This window comes from Luteimonas wenzhouensis (assembly GCF_007859305.1).
Taxonomy (GTDB): Bacteria; Pseudomonadota; Gammaproteobacteria; order Xanthomonadales; family Xanthomonadaceae; genus Luteimonas; species Luteimonas wenzhouensis.
Genome location: NZ_VOHE01000001.1, coordinates 19,020 through 38,799, shown reverse-complemented (window position 1 = coordinate 38,799; position 19,780 = coordinate 19,020). Strand labels below are relative to the sequence as shown.

Here is a 19,780-nt window from a genome sequence, read left to right as displayed (position 1 = left end):
GACGAAAGGTTACCGTCGCGACCTTACCGGGCGGCGATGCGTCGCACAACATTCCCCTCCGCATGGGCGAGAATGCGGGGCCTGGACCGGGGAGGGGATGCGGTGGACGTGGACGCACGGGCGCGGCTGGCGCGGGCATTGTCGGGGTTTGCACGCCGCCACCCCGCCCAGGCCACGGAGGCGGCCGGGTTCGCGCGGCTGCTGGAGGACCGGGCCGATCCGTTCGTGCGCGAGCGCCTGGAGGGGCACTTCACCGCCTCGGCCTGGCTGGTGGACCGCACCGGATCGCGCACGCTCCTCACCCACCATCGCAAGCTCGGCCGCTGGCTGCAGCCGGGCGGGCATGCCGACGGCGACCGCGATCTCGCCCGCGTGGCGCTGCGCGAGGCGCAGGAGGAGTCGGGACTGCACGGCCTGCGGGTGGAGCCGGCCATCTTCGACCTCGACCGGCACTGGATCCCCGAGCATCGCGGGGTGCCGGGCCACTGGCACTACGACGTGCGCTACGTGGTCCGGGCGGGGGACGACGAGGACTTCGTGGTCGGCGAGGAATCGCTGGCGCTGGCGTGGCGCGGGATCCAGGCGGTGGCCGCGGACGCCGGTGCCGATCCCTCGCTGCGGCGGATGGCGCGGCGCTGGCTGGTGGAACGGTCGCCGGCGCCGGCCTGAGCCGGCCGCCGCGGCGGCCGCGTCAGCGCCGCGCCGCGACTTCGTCCACGTGGCGGAGCAGGTCGGCCGGGTCGTCGTACACCCGGAACGCGCCCGAGCGCTCGAGCTCCTCGCGGCCGTAGCCGCCCGAGAGCAGGCCCACGCCCAGGGCGCGGGCGCGCTGCGCGGCCAGCATGTCCCAGATGCTGTCGCCGATCACCAGCGAATGCGCGATGTCCACGCCCAGGCGTTCGGCGGCGGCGATGAACAGGTCCGGGTCGGGCTTGGCGTAGCGCACCTGGTCGCGGGTGATCACCGGCACCTTTGCCGGATCGACCCCGAGCGCGGCGATGTTCGGCGCCGCGGTCTCCATCCGGCCGCTGGTCGCGATCGCCCAGGGGATGCCTTCGGCGCTGAGGTAGGCGAGCAGTTCGGGCGCGCCGGGCAGCGGACGGATCGCGCCGGCCGCGGCCTGGCGGTTGTAGGCCTCTGCGTGCCAGGCGCGCAGGCGCTCGAGCCGGTCTTCGGTGATCTCCAGCCCGGTCTCGCGCAGCAGGATGTTGGTGAACAGGCCGCCGCTCATGCCGATCTTGCGGTGGATGCGCCAGACCGACAGGTCCACGCCTTCACGGTCGAGCGCTTCCTTCCAGGCCAGCACGTGCTGGTAGACGCTGTCGACGAGGGTGCCGTCGAGGTCGAACAGGAACGCGGTGGGAACTCGGGGCATTGCGGACTCCTCTGCGATGGGCGCCGTTACTGCCTGCATCGGCGCGGGCGGTCCGGCGTGCTGCGGACCCGCCCAGCATAGCCACGGCCGATGAAGGCGCGATGGCGGCCCGCCGACGCCACGGTTCCGTGCCGGCCGCCGCGTCTCCGCCGGCCGCGCGGACGACGCCGGCTTGCGCGGCCGCTCAGTACAGGACGCGGGTGCGCAGCGTGCCTTCGATGGCGTTGAGCGCGGCGCGCAGGCGCGAGGTGATCTCCGGCGTGGACGCGATGTCCATCACCACGTAGCCGACCTTGGCGTCGGTGCGCAGGAACTGGCCGTTGATGTTCACGCCCTCGCGCGAGAACAGCTCGTTGATCCGCGACAGCACGCCCGGCACGTTGCGGTGGATGTGCAGGATGCGGTGGCTGCCGGCGTGCTCGGGGAGGGTGACCTCGGGGAAGTTCACCGCCGACAGGGTGGAGCCGTTGTCGCTGTAGCGCACCAGCTTGGCCGCGACCTCGGCGCCGATGTTGTCCTGGGCCTCGAGCGTGCTGCCGCCCACGTGCGGGGTCAGGATCACGTTGTCGAAGCGGGTGAGCGGCGACTCGAAGGGCTCGCCGTTGCCCTTGGGCTCGACCGGAAACACGTCCACCGCCGCGCCGCCGATGTGGCCCGATTCGAGCGCCGCGGCCAGCGCGTCGATATCGACCACCGTGCCGCGCGAAGCATTGATCAGGTGTGCACCGGACTTCATCCGCGCGATCTGCGCGGCGCCGAACATCATCCGGGTGGCCGGGGTCTCGGGCACGTGCAGGGTCACCACGTCCGAGCGCTCGAGCAGGTCGTCGAGGCTGGCCGCGGCGCGCGCGTTGCCCAGCGACAGCTTGGCCTCGATGTCGTGGAACAGCACGTGCATGCCCAGCGCCTCGGCCAGCACGCCGACCTGGGTGCCGATGTGGCCGTAGCCGATGATGCCCAGGGTCTTGCCGCGCACTTCGTGGCTGCCGGCGGCCGACTTGCTCCAGCCGCCGCGGTGGCACTCGGCGTTCTTCTGCGGGATGCCGCGCATCAGCATGATCGCCTCGGCCACCACCAGCTCGGCCACGCTGCGGGTGTTGGAGTAGGGCGCATTGAACACCGGGATGCCGGCCAGCTGCGCCGCTTCCAGGTCGACCTGGTTGGTGCCGATGCAGAAGCAGCCGATCGTGATCAGCTTGCGCGCATGCGCGATCACCTCGGCGGTGACCTGGGTGCGCGAGCGGATGCCGATGATGTGCGCGCCCGACACCTTCCCGATCAGCTCGTCGCCGGTGAGCGACTTGGGCAGCAGCTCCACCTGCCGGTAGCCTGCGTCATGGAACACCTCCACCGCCCTCTGGCTGATGCCCTCGAACAGCACCACGCGGATGTCCTGCTTGGGGAACGAGGTGAGGGGGGTCATGCGCGTGGGAGTCCCGTGCTGTGTGGATGGGCTTGGCATTATCCCAGAAGCGACGGGGTTTTCCGCGCTGCACAAGGACATTTTTGGCGCGGCATGCGGAACAACGGCCGCGATGGACGGAACACTGCGCGCGGGGTTCGTTGCGCCGGAAACGAACCGCGTCGAGCGCAGTGTCACGCGCCGGGTCGACCGGTTCCCCAGGCGATGGCGAATGCGCCTGCGCTGGACGCCCGACATCGCGACTGGCACGCTTGCGCTCCCGCCGCACGCACTCCCGACGATGACCGACCCGCGCCTGGCCGGGCTCGTGCAGACGCTGCCCGACCTGCGCCTGCTCACCGATCCCGCCGACCTCGAGCACTACGGCCGCGACTGGACCCGGCGCTGGACGCCCGCGCCGCTGGCGGTCGCGTTGCCGTCCTCGGTGGCGCAGGTGCAGGCCATCGTGCGCTGGGCACGTGGGGCCGGGGTGGCCATCGTGCCCTCCGGCGGACGCACCGGCCTGTCCGGTGGCGCGGTCGCGGCCAACGGCGAGCTGGTCGTCAGCCTGGAACGGATGAACCGGGTGCTGGGTTTCGACCCGGTCGACCGCACGCTCACCGTCCAGGCCGGGACGCCGCTGGAGGCGGTGCAGAACGCCGCCCGCGAACGCGGACTCGCGTACCCGGTGGACTTCGCCGCGCGCGGCTCGTGCAGCATCGGCGGCAACATCGCCACCAACGCCGGCGGCATCCGCGTGATCCGCTACGGCAACACCCGCGAGTGGGTGGCCGGGCTGAAGCTGGTGGACGGGCGCGGCGAACTGCTCGACGTCGGCCGTGGCCTGGTCAAGAACTCCAGCGGCTACGACCTGCGCCACCTGACCGTGGCCTCGGAGGGCACGCTCGGCATCATCGTCGAGGCCACCCTGCGCCTGGCCGACCCGCCGCCGCCGACCAGCGTGATGCTGCTGGCACTGCCGGATTTCGAGGCGCTCATGCAGGTGTTCTCCACCCTGCGCGCGCGGCTGCGGCTGGAGGCCTTCGAGTTCCTCACCGACCGCGCCCTGCACCACGTGGTCGCGCACGGCGCGCAGCCGCCGTTCGCCGAGACGTACCCGTTCTACGTGGTCACCGAATTCGCCGCCGGCGAAGCGGAGGAGGCCGCGGCGCTGGAGGCCTTCGAGCACTGCGTGGGCGAGGGCTGGGTGGTGGACGGCGTGATCAGCCAGAGCGAGGCCCAGGCCGCGCAGCTGTGGCGGCTGCGCGAAGGGATTACCGAGAGCGTGGCCCGCTACGTGCCCTACAAGAACGACGTCTCGGTCCGGATCTCGGCGATGCCGGCCTTCCTCGCCGAGACCCAGGCCCTGCTGGCGCGCGAGTACCCGCACTTCGACGTGGTCTGGTTCGGCCACATCGGCGACGGCAACCTGCACATCAATGTGCTCAAGCCCGACGACATGGCCCAGGACGCATTCGTGGCCGACTGCGAACGGGTGACCAGGCTGCTGGCCGGCGCGCTCCAGCGCCACGGCGGCAGCATCTCGGCCGAGCATGGCATCGGCCTGGTCAAGAAGCCCTACCTGTCCTCGACCCGCAGCGCGGCGGAGATCGAGGTGATGCGCGGCATCCGCCGCGTGCTCGATCCGGACGGGCTGATGAACCCGGGCAAGCTGTTCGATCCCTGAGGCCCGCCGCCAGAGTGCTGTTCAGCCGCTGCCGCAGAGGCCGCGATATGCTTCCGCCACGTTTTCCCTCAGGACATCCGCGATGAAGCGACTGCTGTTGGCCGCCGCCCTGCTGGCCTGCACCGCGCCGGCCTGGGCCGGGAGTTTCGCCGGGACCACGGGCGGCGCCACCTCGGCCGGGACGTCCGCCTCGTCGGGCAGCAGTTCGGGCGACGACAAGGTGGTGCTGGCCGCGCGCGACGACGCCGCCCTGTTCGTGGCCAGCGACGGCGCCATCCGCGGCGCGCGCCTGGAGGCGGCCCTGCGCCAGCTGCGCGAGCACGACGCGGCGGCCCGCGGGGCCAGCGACCTGGACCTGGCCCGGGCGATCCTGGCCCGCTGATCCCCGTGCGCGGACGCTTCCGCGCGCTCTGCCTCTCCGGGCTGCTGGCCTGCGCCGCGGCGGCCGCGGCGCAGCCGCGCGTGGCGGTCGACGGCGAGGGGCTGTCGCCTGCCGAGCTGGCCGCCAGCCGTGACCTCGTGGCGGCGGCGACCTCGCGCCTGCCGCCGCGTCTGGCCGCCGGACTCGATCGCGAGGTCATGCTGCGCTGGCGCGACGACCTGCCTGAGCGCGTACACGGCCGCACCCGCAACGGCCGCATCGGCCTCGACCGCCGCCTGCTGGCCGGCTGGATGGCGCGCGACCGGGCCGACGACCACGATCCGCGCGCACGCGCCGCGCTGGCGGCGCTGCTGCACGAGTTGGCGCACGTCCTCGACCGCTCGCCCGCGGGCGGCCTGTCGCGCGATCCGCGCCTGCTCGACCTGGCCGGCTGGCCGGTGCGCCCCTTGCGGCTGGGCCTGCGAACCGGGCGCAACGATTTCCGCGACCGCAGCCCGGATCCCTACGAACTGGCGTCCCCGGCCGAATTCCTCGCGGTCAACCTCGAACACTTCCTCCTTGACCCCGCCTACGCCTGCCGCCGGCCGGCGCTGCATCGCCATTTCGTCGCGCGCCTGGGAGCGCCCCGGCTGCCGGAGGTGGACTGCGACGATGCCCTGCCGCTGGTAGCCGCCGGCGAGGCCGGGGCGGGCCTGCAGCTGCTGGCGCTGGATCCGGCGCGCGTCGCCGGGGTGGACTACCTGCTCGCCGAACCCGACGCCTCGCCGATGAGCCGCTGGGGCCACGGCATGCTGCGGCTGGTGGTGTGCGCGCCCGGCCGTGCGCCAGGGCCGGACTGCCGGCTCGACCTGGAACACCACCTGGTGCTCTCGTTCCGCGCCTTCGTCGACGACCTCCAGGTCTCGAACTGGCGCGGCCTGACCGGCGGCTATCCCTCGCGCCTGTTCGTGCTTCCGCTGGCGCAGGTGGTGGACGAGTACACCCGGATCGAACTGCGCGGCCTGCGCTCGGTGCCGCTGCGGCTGGGGCCGGACCAGGTCGCACGCCTGCTCGAACGCGCCGCGCGCGTGCACTGGAGCTACGACGGCCGCTACCGGTTCGTCACCAGCAACTGCGCGGTGGAAGCCTGGAAGCTGCTCAACGACGCGCTGCCCGGGCTCGATGGCCAGCGCATGCGCAGCATCACGCCCACCGGGCTGCTGCGGCGCCTGGAACGCGCCGGGATCGCCGACGCGTCGGTGTTCGGGGACGAGGCCGAGGCGCTGCGCCTGGGGCATCGCTTCGATTCCCTGGCGCGCCACTTCGGCCAGATGTACGCGGTCGCCTCCGCGGAACTGGCGCTGCCGGCGCGCAACGCCGATGCCTGGCTGCGACTCGATCCGGCGGTACGCGGCGAATGGCTCGTGCGCGGCGGCCTGCGCGCCACAGCGGCCCTGCTGGTGCTGGAGGAGGCGGCGCTGCGGCAGGAGCAGGCGCGGGCGCGCGAGACCCTGCGCCGCCGCTACCGCCGCGATGGCGAGGGGGACGGCACGGTCGAAGCGCTGTTGCAGGCGCTGTGGTCGGACGGCGCCGGCGCGGGCCGGCCGGCCGTGCTGCTGCCCGGCCCCGGCTACGGGCTGCCGCAGGAGGCCGAACGCGAGCTGCTTGCCACGCGCGTCGCCGAGGTCGACGCGCGCCTGCGCGCGGCGCATGCAGGGCTGTACGAGACCGCGCTCGCCTGGCTGCCGGAGCGGCAGCGCAGGCGGCTGCGGGACGCCGAAGGCAACCTGGAACGGATCGGCGAACGCCTGCGCGCGCTCGCCGCGGAAGCGCCGGACTGAGCCGGCACCGGACGTTCAGTCGGCGCGACCACCAAACTCGCCGGTGGTGGTGTTCACCAGCACGCGCTCGCCGTTGCCGATGTACTCGGGCACCATGATCTCGATCCCGGTGCTGAGCCTGGCCGGCTTCGGCCGCTTGGTGGCGGTGCCGCCCTTGAGCTCGGGCGGGGTGTCGACCACTTCCAGCACCACGTGCTGCGGCAGCTGCAGCGCCACCGGCTGCTCGTCGATCAGCTGCACATGGCAGCCCGACAGGCCGTCGGTGATGTAGCCGGCCGCTTCGCCCACTGCGTCCGCGTCGAGCGTGTAGGGCGTGTAGTCCTCGTCGTCGAGGAACACGAAGGCGTCGCCGTCCCGGTAGGAGTAGGTGGCCTGGCGGCGCAGCAGTTCGACCTCGGCCAGCTGGTCCTCGGCGTCGAAGCTGGCGTCGAGCTTGTTCCCGCCGGGGACGCTGTACATGATGAAGCGGTAGCGCACGTTGCCACCGCGCCCTTGCGGCGAACTGCGCTCGATGTCGCGCACCTGGTAGACGCCGCCGTTGTGCTCGACGACGGTGCCCTTCTTGATCTCGGAAGCTTTCATACGGTCGTGGTGGGGGAGGGTTCGGAGGGACGGGAGCGGGCGCTGGCGGGCCTATTTCGGCGCCAGCCGCACGGCGCCGTCGAGGCGGATGGTCTCGCCGTTGAGGTAGCGGTTGCGCACGATGGTGGCGACCAGGTCGGCGAACTCCGCCGGCTGGCCCAGGCGCGACGGGAACGGGATCGACGCGGCGAGCGACCGCTGCACCTGCTCGGGCATGCCATCCACCATCGGGGTCCAGAAGATGCCCGGGGCGATGGTGTTGACCCGGATCCCGAAGCGCGCGAGCTCGCGCGCCATCGGCAGGGTCATGCCGACCACGCCGGCCTTGGAGGCCGAATACGCCGCCTGGCCGACCTGGCCCTCGTAGGCGGCGATGCTGGCGGTGTTGACGATCACGCCACGCTCGCCGTCCTCGCCGGGCTCGTTGTGCTGCATGCGCGCGGCCGCGGCCTTGGCCACGTTGAAGCTGCCGACCAGGTTCACCGCCACGGTGGTGGCGAACTGCGACAGCGGCATCGGCCCTTCGCGGCCGAGCACCCGGCCGGCGCCGAGGATGCCGGCGCAGCTGACCGCGACGTTCAGCCCGCCGAGGAAGCCGGCCGCCGCATCCACCGCGGACGCGACCGCGTCCTCGCTCGACACGTCGACCTTGAAATAGCGCGCGTTGGCCTCGCCCAGGGTCGCGACCGCGGCCGCGCCGCGCTCGTCGTTGAGGTCGAACAGGGCCACGCGGCCGCCATCGGCGACCAGGCGCTCGGCCACGGCCAGGCCCAGGCCGGAAACCCCGCCGGTGACGATGGCGCGGACGGAATTGGCGTGCATGGAGGACTGCCGTCAGGAAAACAGGTGCCCATTCTAGCCTGCCGCGCCCGGCCGGCCGGCGCGCCCGCCGGCCGGCGTCAGCGGTTGGCGAAGCGGCGCGCGAACTCGTCCGGGGGCAGGCCCGGCGCGAACAGGAAGCCCTGGCCGAACTGGATGCCGAGCTCGAGCAGGAAGCGCCGTTGCGAATCGGATTCGATGCCCTCGGCCACCAGCCCGAGGCCGAGGCTGCGGGCGATGCCGGCCACCGCCTGGCAGACCGCGACGTCGGACTGGTTGCCCGGCACCCCGGACACGAACAGCTGGCTGAGCTTGAGGCCGTGGATGGGTAGCCGACGCAGGTAGTTGAGCGCGCTGTAGCCCTCGCCGAAGTCGTCGATGGTCAGCATCACCCCCATCTCGCGCAGCGCCTCGAAGGTGCGCAGGGTGTCGGGCGCGTCCTCGATCAGCACCCGTTCGGTGAACTCCAGCTCCAGGGCGGGGCCGGGCAGGTCGTGCTCCTCCAGCGCCTCGCGCACCGCGCGCGCCAAGTCTTCCACCAGGAACTGGCGGTAGGACACGTTCACCGCCACCCGCACCAGGCCCAGGCCTTGGTCGCGCCACTGCGCCACCTGGCGGCAGGCCTCGCGCAGGACCCAGCCACCGATGCGCACGATGTCGCCGGTGCTCTCGGCGTGGCCGATGAAATGGTCCGGGCGCATGCCGCCGAACTGCTGGTTCTGCCAGCGGATCAGCGCCTCGGCCGCGACCGTGCGGCCGTCGCGCAGGTCCACCTGCGGCTGGTAGAGCAGGCGGAACTCGGCGTTGTCGGTCGCGCGGCGCAGCTGGGTTTCCATCCGCAGCCGGGTCTCCTGCGACTGCGCGAGCTCGGGCGTGAACTCCTGGCGGCCGTTGCGGATCCGGCGCTTGATGTCGTACATCGCCGCATCCGCGTTCTGGATCAGCAGCTGCGGCCGGTCGCCGTCGCGCGGCGCGCGGGCGATGCCGATGCTGGCGGTGATCGCGAACTCCTCGGAGCCGAAGCGGAACCCCTCGGTGAACGCTTCGAGGATCGCGTCGGCGATGCGCTCGGGGCGCTCGGGGTCGTCGCGGGTGTTGCAGGCGACCAGGAACTCGTCGCCGCCGAAGCGCGCGATCAGCCCCTCGGTGCCGACCGCGCGCGAGATCCGGCGCGCGGCGGCGTCGAGCAGTTCGTCGCCGGCGGCGTGGCCGAGCACATCGTTGACCATCTTGAAGCGGTCGAGGTCGATGTACAGCACCGCCAGCCCGCCGTGGGTCGGCTCGCGCAGGCGGGTCTCGATCTCGTACAGCATCGCATCGCGGTTGAGCAGGCCGGTGAGCGGATCGGTGCGCGCGCGCACGCGCAGGGTCTCGCGCTCGAGCATGCGCTCGGTGATGTCCTGCAAGGTGCCGGTGATGCTGGTGCCCTCGCTGCGCCCGGCCTCGCCCTCGCCGATGATCCGCAGCCACAGCGGACTGCCGTCGGCGCGCGAAGCCTGCACCTCCAGGTCCACGGTGCCGCCGTCCGTGGTGGCGCTGCGCAGGGCCTGCTCCAGGCGCGCGCGGTCCTCGCGGGCCAGCGCGACGAGCAGGTCGGCGATCCGGCGCACCGGGCGGTCGCCCAGGATCCGCAGCGCCTGGTCGGTCATGTACAGCGCGTCGCGGTCGACCTCCCATTCCCAGCCGCCGATGCGGGCCAGGGCCTGGGCGCGGTCGAACAGGGCGCTGTCGCGCTTGAGTTCGGTGACGTCGCTGAAGAACGACAGCGCCTGGCTCGGGCGCCTGGCGCCCGGCGCGAACAGCGGCACGCTGCTCACCGACAGCCAGCGCAGGCGCCGCTCGGGGCGGTGGTACAGACCGACCACCTCGCTGCCGGTGGCGCGCCCGGTGCGCAGGGTGCGCGCCGGCGGCAGTTCGCGGAAGGTGAGCGGGCGGCCGTCCTTGTCGACCATGGTCCAGTCGTCGGGATTCCACCAGCTGCGCAGGTCGGCATGGCCTTCGGCGCCGAGGATGCGCATCGCCGCCGCATTGGCCTGGACGATGCGCCCGCGGCCGTCGAGCACCAGCACGCCCTTGTCGATCACCTCCATCAGCTGGCCGTAGCGCAGCTCGGCCATGCGCCGCGCGGTCAGGTCGCGCGCCACCGCGACGATGCAGCGGCGGCCGCCGTACATGAAGCCGGCCGAGTGTACCTCGACCGGGAAGCGGCTGCCGTCGCCGCGCATGTTGGCGACCTCGATCACGTAGGTCTCGCCGCGGTCGAGCGCCTCGAGCACCGGCACCATGTGGTCGCGCGGCAGGTCGGGGTTGAGCACCTCGATCGGCTGGCCGACGATCTCCTCGCGCGGCCGGCGGTAGGCCGCCATGCCGGCCTTGTTGAGGTCCAGGACGATGCCGTCCTCGTCGATGATGCTCACCGGGTCGGGCACCGCGTCGAACAGGGCGCGGTAGCCCAGGCGCGCGTCCTCGGCTTCGCCCACGGCCGCGACCAGCGCGTCGCGCGCGGCGGCGAGCAGTGCCCGGAGGCCGGCCGGCAGGGTGGGGTCGCGGCTGGCGGCCTCCAGGCCGGCCGCGATTCCCGCCGCATCCTCCGGCGGGCGGGCGATGCCCGGAAGGTCCGCCGTCGTCATCCGCCCGCCGCCAGTGCCCGGCCCGCCTTGCTGCCGGTCTCGCGTCCGAGCAGGCCGGCCAGCCAGCGGCCGGTGTCGGCCAGCCGGTCGAGGTCCACGCCGGTGTGGAGGCCCATGCCGTGGAGCATGTACACCAGATCCTCGCTGGCGAGGTTGCCCGAGGCGCCGCGCGCGTAGGGGCAGCCGCCGGCGCCGGCCACGGCGCTGTCGACCACCGCCACGCCTTCCTCCAGGCAGGCCAGCACGTTCGCCAGCGCCTGGCCCCAGGTGTCGTGGAAATGCACCGCCAGTGCGGCCATCGGCACTTCGGCCGCGACCGCGCGCAGCATGTCCCGCGCGCGCATCGGCGTGCCGACGCCGATGGTGTCGCCGAGCGAGACCTCGTAGCAGCCCATCGCGTGCAGGGCGCGGGCGACGCGGACCACGTCGGCCAGCGGCACCTCGCCCTGGTAAGGGCAGCCGAGCACCGTCGAGACGTAGCCGCGCACGCGCACGCCGTCGGCGCGGGCGCGCTCGAGCACCGGCGCGAACCGCTCCAGCGACGCGTCGATCCCGGCGTTGGTGTTCTTGAGGTTGAACGCCTCGGAAGCGGCGGTGAATACCGCCACCTCGCGCGCACCGGCCGCGAGCGCGCGTTCGTAGCCCTGCAGGTTGGGCACCAGCACGGGGTAGGACACGCCGGGCCGCCGGGTGATGCCGGCGAACACCTCGGCGGCATCGGCCAGCTGCGGCACCCACTTCGGGCTGACGAAGCTGGTTGCCTCGATCGTCTGCAGCCCGGTGGCGGAGAGGCGGTCGACCAGCTCGATCTTGGCCGCGGTGGGCACCATGGCCCGTTCGTTCTGGAGGCCGTCGCGCGGCCCGACCTCCACGATGCGCACGCGGTCGGGCAGGGCCACCTCAGTCCTCCAGCACCACCAGCACGCCGTCGGCCTCGACGAAGTCGCCGGCCGCGGCGCGCAGTTCGGCGACCGCGCCCGCGCGCGGAGCCTTGAGGGCCAGTTCCATCTTCATCGCTTCGAGCACCACCAGCTCCTGTCCTGCCTCCACCCGGTCACCGGCCGCGACGCGCAGCGCCACCACGCGCCCGGGCATGGGCGCACGCACGCGATCGTCGGCCGCCGACTGTCCGGACTCCTCGTGCCGGTACGCCGCCAGTGGCCGCAGCGTGATCCGGCGGTCACCGTCGTGCACCTCGATGCGCCCGGGTTGCAGCGCGAGATGGAAACGGCTCCCCTTGCCGTCCATACGCAGCCAGAGCGCGTCCCCGGACAGCCGTGCGCCCTCGATCGCCACCGTGCGCCCGTCCAGGGTGATGTGGTAGTCGCCGCCGTGGCCGCGCGCCAGCAGGTCGATGCGGCCGCCGGCGTGCTCGAACGCCAGCGGCCGTTGCCCGGCGTGGCCCAGCCGCCAGCCGTCGGCCAGCGCCCACGGCGAGGTGGGGTCGGCGGACGCCGCGGCCGCGTCGCGCTGCGCGCGTTCCTGGTCGAGCAGGTACGCGGTGGCGGCGGCCAGCAGCAGCGCGGGTTCGTCCACCGCCGCAGCGGCGATGAACTCGTCGAGGTGGCGGTCGAGGTAGCCGGTGTCGATCCGCGCCTCGACGACCGCGGGATGCCGCACCAGCGCCTCGAGGAAGGCGATGTTGGTCTTCGGCCCGTCCACCGAGCAGGCCGCCAGCGCCTCGCGCAGGCGGGCGAGGGCGGCCGGGCGATCGCGGTCGTGGACGATGAGCTTGGCGATCATCGGGTCGTAGAAGATGCTCACCGTGTCGCCCTGCGTCACGCCCGCGTCGATGCGCACGTGCGGCGACGGCCGCGGCAGGCGCAGGTGGTGCAGGCGGCCGGAGGCGGGCAGGAAGCCGGCGTCGGGGTCTTCCGCGTACAGCCGCACCTCGATCGCGTGGCCGTGGCTGCGGACCGCGTCCGCGGCCAGCGGCAGCGGCTCGCCGGCGGCGACGCGCAGCTGCCATTCCACCAGGTCCAGGCCGGTGGTCATCTCGGTCACCGGATGCTCGACCTGCAGCCGGGTGTTGATCTCCATGAAGTAGAAGCCGCCGTCGGGGTCGACGATGAACTCGACCGTGCCGGCGTTGGTGTAGTCGATCGCGCGCGCGGCCAGCACCGCCGCCTCGCCCATCGCCGCGCGCAGCGGCGGGGTCAGGAAGGGCGAGGGCGACTCCTCCAGCACCTTCTGGTAGCGGCGCTGGGCCGAGCATTCGCGTTCGTTGAGGTGGATGACGTTGCCGTGCGCGTCGCCGAACACCTGGATCTCGATGTGGCGCGGCGACTCGATGTAGCGCTCGAGCAGCACGCGGTCGCGGCCGAACGCGTTGGCCGCCTCGCGCCGGCAGCTCTCGAGCGCGGGCAGGAACTCCGCCGCGTCGCGCACCACGCGCATGCCCTTGCCGCCACCGCCGTGCGCGGCCTTGATCATCAGCGGGAAGCCGATCCGCTCCGCTTCGCGCGCCAGGGCCTGCGGCGACTGGTCCTCGCCGGTATAGCCGGGCACCACCGGCACCCCGGCCGCCTGCATCAGCTCCTTGGCGCCGGCCTTGCTGCCCATCTTCCGCATCGATGCGGCCTTCGGGCCGATGAACGCCAGGCCCGCCGCTTCGACCGCGTCGGCGAACCCGGCGTTCTCGCTCAGGAAGCCGTAGCCGGGGTGGATGGCCCCGGCGCCGCTGTCGAGGGCGGCCCGCACGATCGCGTCGCCGCGCAGGTAGCTGTCGGCCGGGCGCGGGCCGCCGATCGGCCAGGCCTCGTCGGCCAGGCGCACGTGCAGCGCGTCGGCGTCGGCCTCGGAATACACGGCCACGGTGCGGATGCCGAGCCGGCGCGCGGTGCGGATCACGCGGCAGGCGATTTCGCCGCGGTTGGCGATCAGGATCTTGCGGAACATCAGCGGCTCGCGTCCTCGGGCAGGTGGCAGACCGCCTCGATGTTGTGGCCGTCCGGGTCGATCACGAACGCGCCGTAATAATTGGCGTGGTAATCGGGGCGCAGCCCCGGCGCGCCGTTGTCGCGCGCGCCGGCGGCCAGCGCCGCGGCGTGGAAGGCATCGACGGCGGCGCGGCTGTTCGCGGCGAAGGCGACGTGCATGGACGTGGTCGGCGTCTGGCCGTCGCGGCCGGCGCCGATCCAGAAGTCCGGCTTGCCGTCGCCGAACCCGCCGCCATGGTAGCTGCCGCCGGTCTGCTCCGGAGTCAGTTCCATCACCAGGCGGTAGCCCAGCGGCGCGAGCGCGCGCTCGTAGAACGCCCGGCTGCGGGCATAGTCGGCGACGGTGAGGCCGATGTGGTCGATCATCCTTCAGTCCTCCTGCACCCAGCGCGGGGCGCGCTTGTCGAGGAAGGCGCCCAGGCCCTCCTGGCCCTCGGGCGAGACCCGCAGCGCGGCGATCAGGTCGGCGTTGGCGCGGTCGAGCCGGTCGCGGTCGGGCTGCAGGGCGACCTCGCGCACCAGGCGCTTGGCGCGGGCGGAGGCAATCGGGCCGGCCTTGAGCAGCAGGGCGATCTGGCGTTCGATCGCGGCGTCCAGGGCCTCGGGTTCGACCACCTCGTGCAGCAGCCCCATGCGCAAGGCCTGCGCCGCGTCGAAGACTTCCGCCGTGGCAAACCAGCGCCGGGCCTGACGCGGGCCGATCGCGGCCACCACATAGGGCGAGATCACCGCCGGCAGCAGGCCCAGGCGGCTCTCGGTGAGGCCGAACTTCGCGCCGGGCACGCCGATGGCGATGTCGCAGCACGCGACCAGGCCCACGCCGCCGCCGAAGGCCGCGCCATGCACCCGGGCGATGGTCGGCCTGGGCAGTTCGTCGAGGGTGCGCATCAGCCGGGCGAGGGCGAGGGCGTCCGCGCGATTCTCCGCCTCGCCGGCGGCAGCCATGCCGCGCATCCAGTTGAGGTCGGCGCCGGCCGAGAACGAGGCGCCGGCGCCCGACAGCACCACCACGCGCACCGCATCGTCCGCCGCGACCTCCTCCAGGGCGCCGGTCAGGCGGGCGATGAGGGCCGCGTCGAAGGCGTTGTGGAGGGCAGGGCGGTCGAGCACCAGGTGCACGACCGGGCCCGCGCGGCGGGTCGAAAGCGGTTCTGTCATGGCGTGGCAGGGCGGCTGGAAGCGAGCAGCCATGATAGCCACAGCCCCCGGCGCTGGCCGGGCCACGGGCGGGGCATCGGCGGGGCGGCCGGAGTGTGCGGCGGCCGGGACATGGCGTACACTGGATGAGTCCCATTCTCACTTCTGCCATGTCCCCACGCCTGCTGCTGGCGACGCTGCTATCCGGTCTCGCCCTGATCCTCGCCTGCCTCCCCGCCGGCGCCTCCGAGTCCAGCGTGGCCACCACCTGGCGGCTGCTCGACTACATCGCGGTGGACTACCGCGAGGCCGTGGCCGAGGGCGAAGTCGTGAACCAGCTCGAGTACGACGAGATGCTCGAGTTCTCGCAGACCGCGGCGGAGGCCATCGCGGCGCTGCCGCCGACGCCCGAGGCCGGCCGGCTGCAGGGCGATGCGCAGGCGCTGCGGCAGGCGATCCTGGACAAGGGCGACCCGGTGGACATCGCCCGACGCGCACGCGGGCTGGCGGCATTGCTGGTGCAGGCGCATCCGATCCCGCTGGTCCCCGACACCCTGCCGCACCATGCCCGCGGCGCCGAGCTCTACGCCCGGCTGTGCGCCAGCTGCCACGGCCCGACCGGCGCCGGCGACGGCCCTGCCGGCGCGGGCCTGGACCCGCCGCCGATCGACTTCACCGACCGCGAACGCGCCGACGAGCGCAGCGTGTTCGCGCTCTACCAGGTCATCGAGCAGGGCCTGGAGGGCACCTCGATGGCGAGCTACCGCGGCCTGCCGGCGGACGACCTGTGGGCGCTGGCGACCTACAGCGGCGCGTTGGCCTACCCCGAAGCGCTGGTGGAAGCGGGCAGGGCGCGACTGGACGGGGATCCGGCGCTGCGTGCGTCGTTCGACCTGGCGCGCTTCGTCGGACAGACGCCCGCCGACCTCGCCGCGGAACTGGGATCGGCGGAGGACGCGGCCGCGGTCGTCGCCTACCTGCGCCGCCATCCCGAGGCGTTGCGGCAGGCGACCGATGCCGAGGGCGCGGCGCTTGCCACCTCGCGCCGGCTGCTGCGCGAGGCGATGGACGCCTACCGCGCCGGCGATGCCACCGGCGCACGGCAGCGGGCGCTGTCGGCCTACCTCGACGGCTTCGAACCGGTCGAACCGCTGCTGGCCGCGCGCGACAAGCCGTTGATGGTGCGGATCGAGGCCGCAATGGCGCAGCTGCGCTCGGGCATCGCCGCGAACGCCGATCCTGGCGTGCTGCAGGCCCAGGTCGACGCGCTGGACGGGCTGTTCGCGCAGGCCGAGGCGGCGCTGGGGCAGGGACGCACCTCGTCTGCGGCGAGCTTCCTCGCCGCCTTCACCATCCTGCTGCGCGAGGGCCTGGAGGCACTGCTGATCGTGGTCGCGATGATCGTGCTGCTGCGCAAGGCCGGGCGCGACGAGATGCTGCCTTGGGTGCACGGCGGCTGGATCGCCGCGCTGGCGGCCGGCGCGGCGACCTGGGCGCTGGCGACCTGGGTGATCGGCATCAGCGGCGCCAGCCGCGAACTGTCCGAGGGCTTCGGCGCGCTGCTGGCGGCGGTGGTGCTGGTCTGGGTCGGCATCTGGATGCACGGCAAGGGCCAGGCCGACGCCTGGCAGCGCTACGTGCGCGAGAAGCTCGGCCAGGCGCTGGGGCGCGGGTCGGGCCTGTTCCTGCTGGCGCTGGTGTTCGTGGTCGTGTACCGCGAGGTGTTCGAGACGATCCTGTTCTTCGCCGCGTTGTGGGGCCAGGGCAGCCGTAGCAGCGTGGTTGCTGGCGGCGCCGCCGGCGCGCTGGCGCTGGCGGTGGTGGGCTGGGCGCTGATGCGCTGGAGCCGCCGCCTGCCGATCGCGCGGTTCTTCCGCTACAGCGCGATCCTGATCGCGGTGCTGGCGGTGGTGCTGGCCGGCAAGGCCGTGTCCGCGCTGCAGGAGGCGGGCTGGCTGCCGGTGACCTGGCTCGACGGCTGGCCCCGCCTGGAGTGGCTGGGGCTGTCCCCAACCCTGCTGGGCGTGGCCGTGCAGCTGCTGGTAGTGGCGGTGCTGGTCGCTGGCTTCGCCTGGTCCGGACGCAAGGCGCGGGCGGCCGCTGCCTGACCCGCCGCCAGCGCCACGCCAGGCATCCAACCCCGACAAGGGAGGAAAGCCGCTTCTTCCGCGGAAACGGGGGAAGGAGCAGATGACCCCTTCCCGCATACAGGAGAGGAAAGACCACCCCTTCCACCGCTCGCGGGGAACGGCAGACAACTCCGTCCGCTGGCGGGAAAGGGCAGACAACTCCCTCCCCCGCTTGCGGGGGAGGGCTGGGGTGGGGGCAAAGCGGGCGCGGCAGTGGATGCCCCCCGCCTTCGGTCCCGGCCCCATCCCAACCTTCCCCCGTAAACGGGGGAAGGAGCAGGCAGGCATATCCGCGTGCGTCCAACGGCAAGTACACACGCAGGACTCGCCGATGTTCCTCGCCAGCGCCGGTCAGTGCTTGCTGAATACCCGCCTGGGCGCGCGCGGGGGACGTCGCGTGTCGTTGGTGGGGGTCACTTCCACGGACAGGTGGAAGGTGCGCTCCTCGCCGGCGTGCATCGCGCCCACACCGACCACGTGTCGCGCCAGTTCGTTGCCTTCGTCGTCGCGTACGGTCAGCAGCACCGAGTATTCCCAGGCGCCCCCCTCGGCCGGATGCCGGATCATGCCCTCGACCTGCAGCGCAGTGGTGCTTTCGGCAGGCGCCGCGCCCGGTTCGGCGCGCGGCGAATCAAAGCGCAGGTAGTGCCGGCACGACGGGCAGATCGCCGCGCTCGCCAGGATCGTGGTCTTGCAGTGGGGGCAGGTGCGGGTCGCACCTGCCGTGCCCGGCTTCGGGGTGCTCACCGGGAGCTCAGGAGGCCGTGGCGCGCTCGCGCTGCTCCACCGCCTCGGCCTTGCCGCCGCGACGCGCCGACGCCTCGGACGCGTCCCAGCCGCACTCGACGTGGCCGCGGATCTTCGAGCCGGCCGCCACGGTCATCGAGCCGGCCTTGACGTCGCCGGTGAGCACCGACGAGGCGAGCAATTCCACCTTCTCCGCCGACTGGATGTTGCCATCCAGCTCGCCGGCCACCACCACCTGGCGGGCCTTGACGCCACCGTTGAGCCTGGCGCCCTCCTCGATCCGCAGGTTGCCCTGCACGTTCACGTCGCCCTTGAACTTGCCGGCGATGCGGACGTGGCCGCTGCCCTCGATCTTGCCCTCGATGGTCAGGTCGGCGGCGATCAGCGATTCCTTGGCCACCGGCTCGGGCGGGGCCGCCCGCGGAGGGGTGACCTGGGTCGGGGTGAAATCGGCGACGGCCGGCGCCTCGCGCGGCGGCACGGAGGCCGGCGTGTCGGCGGCGAAGGAGGGCTGGTCCTTCTTGGGGGCGTTGCTCTGGGAGTTGAAGATGGCCATTCGCGGAGTTCCTCGAGCTGGACAGGGAACGGCCGGTACGCCGGCCGGACGGGGGAATGGGCCTGAGCCTAGCACGTACACACCGGCTTCACGCTGTGACGGGGCTCACCGAATTCGTTTCGTGGCAAGCACTTGGCGCATCTTGTTGAGCCGCGGCCGCGCGTGGTCACGGCGCGGTGCCGGGCGGCCACCAGATCCGGTAGCGGCCCGAGAGGTGGAGCAGGGCCATCATCTGCAGCATCCCGTCGTAGTAGCGGTACTGTCCGGTCGGCACCGGCAGGTCCCACAGGGCGCGCACGAAATCGAGCCGGCGCGGGTGGTCGGCCGCGAGCGAGGCGGTGGCGTTCATCGCCACCAGGGCCGTGGTGCGGCCGCCGCCGAGGGGCTGTCCGTCGAGCGAGTACAGGCTCTGGTGGTCGTCGAGGCCCTGGTCGAGGAAGAACGCCTGCAGTCGGTTGGACAGTTCGACCTGGCGCGGGTCGGCGCGCCACCACGACCAGTCCATCGACCAGTTCATCGCCGTGCGCCAGGCGTCGTAACGGAAGTCCGCCGCCTCCGGCCGCCATGGCGCGGCCCAGGGCGTGCCGTCGAAGTTGCCGTAGTCGGGGGTGAGCCCGGTGCGCGGATGCGCGGCCCTGGCGAAGTAGTCACGGCTGGCGGCCGCCGCCTCGCGCCAGAACGCGCGGTCGGCCTCCGGGCCCACCCGCGCCCAGAGCTCGTAGAACGCAGGCAGGTGGTAGGAGGCATCGGTGTGGCCGGCGTTCTCCACGTCGGGCGTGAAGCGCACCATCCTCGTGTCGCGGTCGAACAGGTTCACCGCGGTCATCGTGCCGCGGTTGGTCGGGCCGGTGACCGGCTCGCGATGCAGGACGTGGTGCAGCAGGCGATCGGCGTGCGCCCGGTAGTCGTAGCGGCCTTCGCCGTCGCCCCAGCGGGCCGAGGCGAAGTACAGCGCGGTGATGAAGTATTCCTCGCCGTCGGGCGCGGGCATCTCGTCGATCGCGGTGCCGTCGGTGCGCACCGACCAGGCGAAGTAGCCGTACGCCGGGTGGCCGGGGTCGTCGTGGTACATGTGGGTCAGGGCCCAGTTCCAGATCGCGTCGAACTCGCGCTTCCGGTCCATCTGCACCGCGATCATCATCCCGTAGGACATGCCTTCCGAGCGCACGTCGTCACTGTTGACGTCGTGGATGTAGGCGAGCGGGCCGTGCTCGTTCCCGCCGGCTTCGTAATAGACCGCTTCGCTGTCCGGATCGCCATGGAAGAGCTGCGCGAACGCGGCTTCGATCCGGGCGTCGACCACGTCGCGCGGGTAACCCGCTTCCACGAACAGGTTGGGGTATTCGCCCGTGTGCGCGGCGCCGGCCCTGGTGGTGGCGCCATCGCCGGCGGCCTGCGACTCCCCAGGCTGCGGGTGCCCGGCACAGGACGACAGCAGGAATGCGGAGAGAAGCAGGACGCAGGCGCGCAGGACGCGATGGGAAGTCTGGAGCATGGTCACCGGAACGAAGCCAGGGAGCGGCCGAAGGTACCAGACGCATCGCGCAGCGCCTCTCCGGCGGTCGCCCCCATCCC

At 72.7% G+C, this 19,780-nt stretch carries 17 protein-coding genes; 5 read left to right on the top strand and 12 right to left on the bottom strand.

The window, feature by feature from the left end:
* Positions 1–72: 72 nt before the first annotated feature.
* On the top strand, positions 73–669 hold the full coding sequence (locus FQY79_RS00140) for an NUDIX hydrolase (RefSeq protein WP_146309631.1): 597 nt from the start codon (positions 73–75) through the stop codon (positions 667–669).
* 22 nt (positions 670–691) lie between these two features.
* Here FQY79_RS00140 and FQY79_RS00135 read toward each other — a convergent pair whose 3' ends face one another.
* Positions 692–1,375 carry an HAD family hydrolase gene (locus FQY79_RS00135; RefSeq protein ID WP_146309629.1) on the bottom strand — a complete coding sequence of 228 codons (684 nt, stop codon included), beginning with the start codon at positions 1,373–1,375 and terminating at the stop codon, positions 692–694.
* Between the two features lie 184 nt (positions 1,376–1,559).
* Positions 1,560–2,798 carry a phosphoglycerate dehydrogenase gene (gene serA / locus FQY79_RS00130; RefSeq protein WP_146309627.1) on the bottom strand — a complete coding sequence of 413 codons (1,239 nt, stop codon included), beginning with the start codon at positions 2,796–2,798 and terminating at the stop codon, positions 1,560–1,562.
* Between the two features lie 280 nt (positions 2,799–3,078).
* Between serA and FQY79_RS00125 the strand changes: the two genes are divergently transcribed.
* From FQY79_RS00125 to FQY79_RS00115, 3 genes are all read left to right on the top strand, one after another.
* A complete protein-coding gene (locus tag FQY79_RS00125) occupies positions 3,079–4,464 on the top strand; it encodes an FAD-binding oxidoreductase (RefSeq protein ID WP_146309625.1) in 1,386 nt (461 codons plus the stop codon).
* An 82-nt stretch (positions 4,465–4,546) separates the two neighbouring features.
* Entirely contained in the window at positions 4,547–4,846 is a 300-nt protein-coding gene (locus FQY79_RS00120) for a DUF2388 domain-containing protein (protein WP_146309624.1), read from the top strand.
* Positions 4,843–6,666: a DUF7844 domain-containing protein gene (locus FQY79_RS00115; RefSeq protein ID WP_484177361.1), complete on the top strand. Its 1,824-nt coding sequence runs from the start codon at positions 4,843–4,845 to the stop codon at positions 6,664–6,666. Before FQY79_RS00120 ends, FQY79_RS00115 begins: the two co-directional genes overlap by 4 nt.
* Before the next feature lie 15 nt (positions 6,667–6,681).
* Here the strand turns inward: FQY79_RS00115 and yeiP are convergent, their stop codons facing one another.
* The 7 genes from yeiP to FQY79_RS00080 form a co-directional block, all read right to left on the bottom strand.
* Entirely contained in the window at positions 6,682–7,248 is a 567-nt protein-coding gene (yeiP, locus tag FQY79_RS00110; RefSeq protein ID WP_146309620.1) for an elongation factor P-like protein YeiP, read from the bottom strand.
* A gap of 51 nt (positions 7,249–7,299) precedes the next feature.
* Positions 7,300–8,070: an SDR family NAD(P)-dependent oxidoreductase gene (locus tag FQY79_RS00105; RefSeq protein WP_146309618.1), complete on the bottom strand. Its 771-nt coding sequence runs from the start codon at positions 8,068–8,070 to the stop codon at positions 7,300–7,302.
* A gap of 77 nt (positions 8,071–8,147) precedes the next feature.
* The gene (locus tag FQY79_RS00100; protein WP_146309616.1) at positions 8,148–10,697 is read right to left on the bottom strand and encodes a sensor domain-containing protein; all 2,550 of its coding nucleotides are present in this window, start codon (positions 10,695–10,697) and stop codon (positions 8,148–8,150) included.
* Positions 10,694–11,590 (bottom strand): hydroxymethylglutaryl-CoA lyase, encoded by an 897-nt coding sequence (locus FQY79_RS00095; protein WP_146310759.1) that lies wholly within the window; start codon positions 11,588–11,590, stop codon positions 10,694–10,696. The genes FQY79_RS00100 and FQY79_RS00095 overlap by 4 nt, the downstream gene beginning before the upstream one ends.
* 7 nt (positions 11,591–11,597) lie before the next feature.
* Complete coding sequence (locus FQY79_RS00090; protein WP_146309614.1) at positions 11,598–13,595, bottom strand: acetyl-CoA carboxylase biotin carboxylase subunit; 1,998 nt, start codon at positions 13,593–13,595, stop codon at positions 11,598–11,600.
* Entirely contained in the window at positions 13,595–14,002 is a 408-nt protein-coding gene (locus tag FQY79_RS00085; RefSeq protein ID WP_146309612.1) for a VOC family protein, read from the bottom strand. Before FQY79_RS00085 ends, FQY79_RS00090 begins: the two co-directional genes overlap by 1 nt.
* A 3-nt stretch (positions 14,003–14,005) precedes the next feature.
* Positions 14,006–14,794: an enoyl-CoA hydratase-related protein gene (locus FQY79_RS00080; protein ID WP_146309609.1), complete on the bottom strand. Its 789-nt coding sequence runs from the start codon at positions 14,792–14,794 to the stop codon at positions 14,006–14,008.
* A gap of 149 nt (positions 14,795–14,943) precedes the next feature.
* On the opposite strand from FQY79_RS00080, the gene FQY79_RS00075 reads away from it, so the two are divergent.
* Positions 14,944–16,881: an FTR1 family protein gene (locus tag FQY79_RS00075; protein WP_146309607.1), complete on the top strand. Its 1,938-nt coding sequence runs from the start codon at positions 14,944–14,946 to the stop codon at positions 16,879–16,881.
* A gap of 372 nt (positions 16,882–17,253) precedes the next feature.
* Here FQY79_RS00075 and FQY79_RS00070 read toward each other — a convergent pair whose 3' ends face one another.
* The 3 genes from FQY79_RS00070 to FQY79_RS00060 form a co-directional block, all read right to left on the bottom strand.
* On the bottom strand, positions 17,254–17,649 hold the full coding sequence (locus FQY79_RS00070; RefSeq protein WP_146309605.1) for a hypothetical protein: 396 nt from the start codon (positions 17,647–17,649) through the stop codon (positions 17,254–17,256).
* A gap of 7 nt (positions 17,650–17,656) precedes the next feature.
* Complete coding sequence (locus FQY79_RS00065) at positions 17,657–18,205, bottom strand: bactofilin family protein (RefSeq protein WP_146309603.1); 549 nt, start codon at positions 18,203–18,205, stop codon at positions 17,657–17,659.
* A 166-nt stretch (positions 18,206–18,371) separates the two neighbouring features.
* The gene (locus FQY79_RS00060; protein WP_146309601.1) at positions 18,372–19,700 is read right to left on the bottom strand and encodes a family 8 glycosyl hydrolase; all 1,329 of its coding nucleotides are present in this window, start codon (positions 19,698–19,700) and stop codon (positions 18,372–18,374) included.
* Positions 19,701–19,780 lie beyond the last annotated feature (80 nt).

Bases quoted from the DNA above. Each gene is read 5' to 3' on its own strand.
- FQY79_RS00075 (WP_146309607.1), top strand. From the start codon at position 14,944: ATGTCCCCACGCCTGCTGCTGGCGACGCTGCTATCCGGTCTCGCCCTG.
- FQY79_RS00125 (WP_146309625.1), top strand. From the start codon at position 3,079: ATGACCGACCCGCGCCTGGCCGGGCTCGTGCAGACGCTGCCCGACCTG.
- FQY79_RS00060 (WP_146309601.1), bottom strand. From the start codon at position 19,700: ATGCTCCAGACTTCCCATCGCGTCCTGCGCGCCTGCGTCCTGCTTCTC.
- FQY79_RS00105 (WP_146309618.1), bottom strand. From the start codon at position 8,070: ATGCACGCCAATTCCGTCCGCGCCATCGTCACCGGCGGGGTTTCCGGC.
- yeiP (WP_146309620.1), bottom strand. From the start codon at position 7,248: ATGAAAGCTTCCGAGATCAAGAAGGGCACCGTCGTCGAGCACAACGGC.
- FQY79_RS00135 (WP_146309629.1), bottom strand. From the start codon at position 1,375: ATGCCCCGAGTTCCCACCGCGTTCCTGTTCGACCTCGACGGCACCCTC.
- FQY79_RS00065 (WP_146309603.1), bottom strand. From the start codon at position 18,205: ATGGCCATCTTCAACTCCCAGAGCAACGCCCCCAAGAAGGACCAGCCC.
- FQY79_RS00080 (WP_146309609.1), bottom strand. From the start codon at position 14,794: ATGACAGAACCGCTTTCGACCCGCCGCGCGGGCCCGGTCGTGCACCTG.
- FQY79_RS00085 (WP_146309612.1), bottom strand. From the start codon at position 14,002: ATGATCGACCACATCGGCCTCACCGTCGCCGACTATGCCCGCAGCCGG.
- FQY79_RS00140 (WP_146309631.1), top strand. From the start codon at position 73: ATGCGGGGCCTGGACCGGGGAGGGGATGCGGTGGACGTGGACGCACGG.
- serA (WP_146309627.1), bottom strand. From the start codon at position 2,798: ATGACCCCCCTCACCTCGTTCCCCAAGCAGGACATCCGCGTGGTGCTG.
- FQY79_RS00100 (WP_146309616.1), bottom strand. From the start codon at position 10,697: ATGACGACGGCGGACCTTCCGGGCATCGCCCGCCCGCCGGAGGATGCG.
- FQY79_RS00120 (WP_146309624.1), top strand. From the start codon at position 4,547: ATGAAGCGACTGCTGTTGGCCGCCGCCCTGCTGGCCTGCACCGCGCCG.
- FQY79_RS00090 (WP_146309614.1), bottom strand. From the start codon at position 13,595: ATGTTCCGCAAGATCCTGATCGCCAACCGCGGCGAAATCGCCTGCCGC.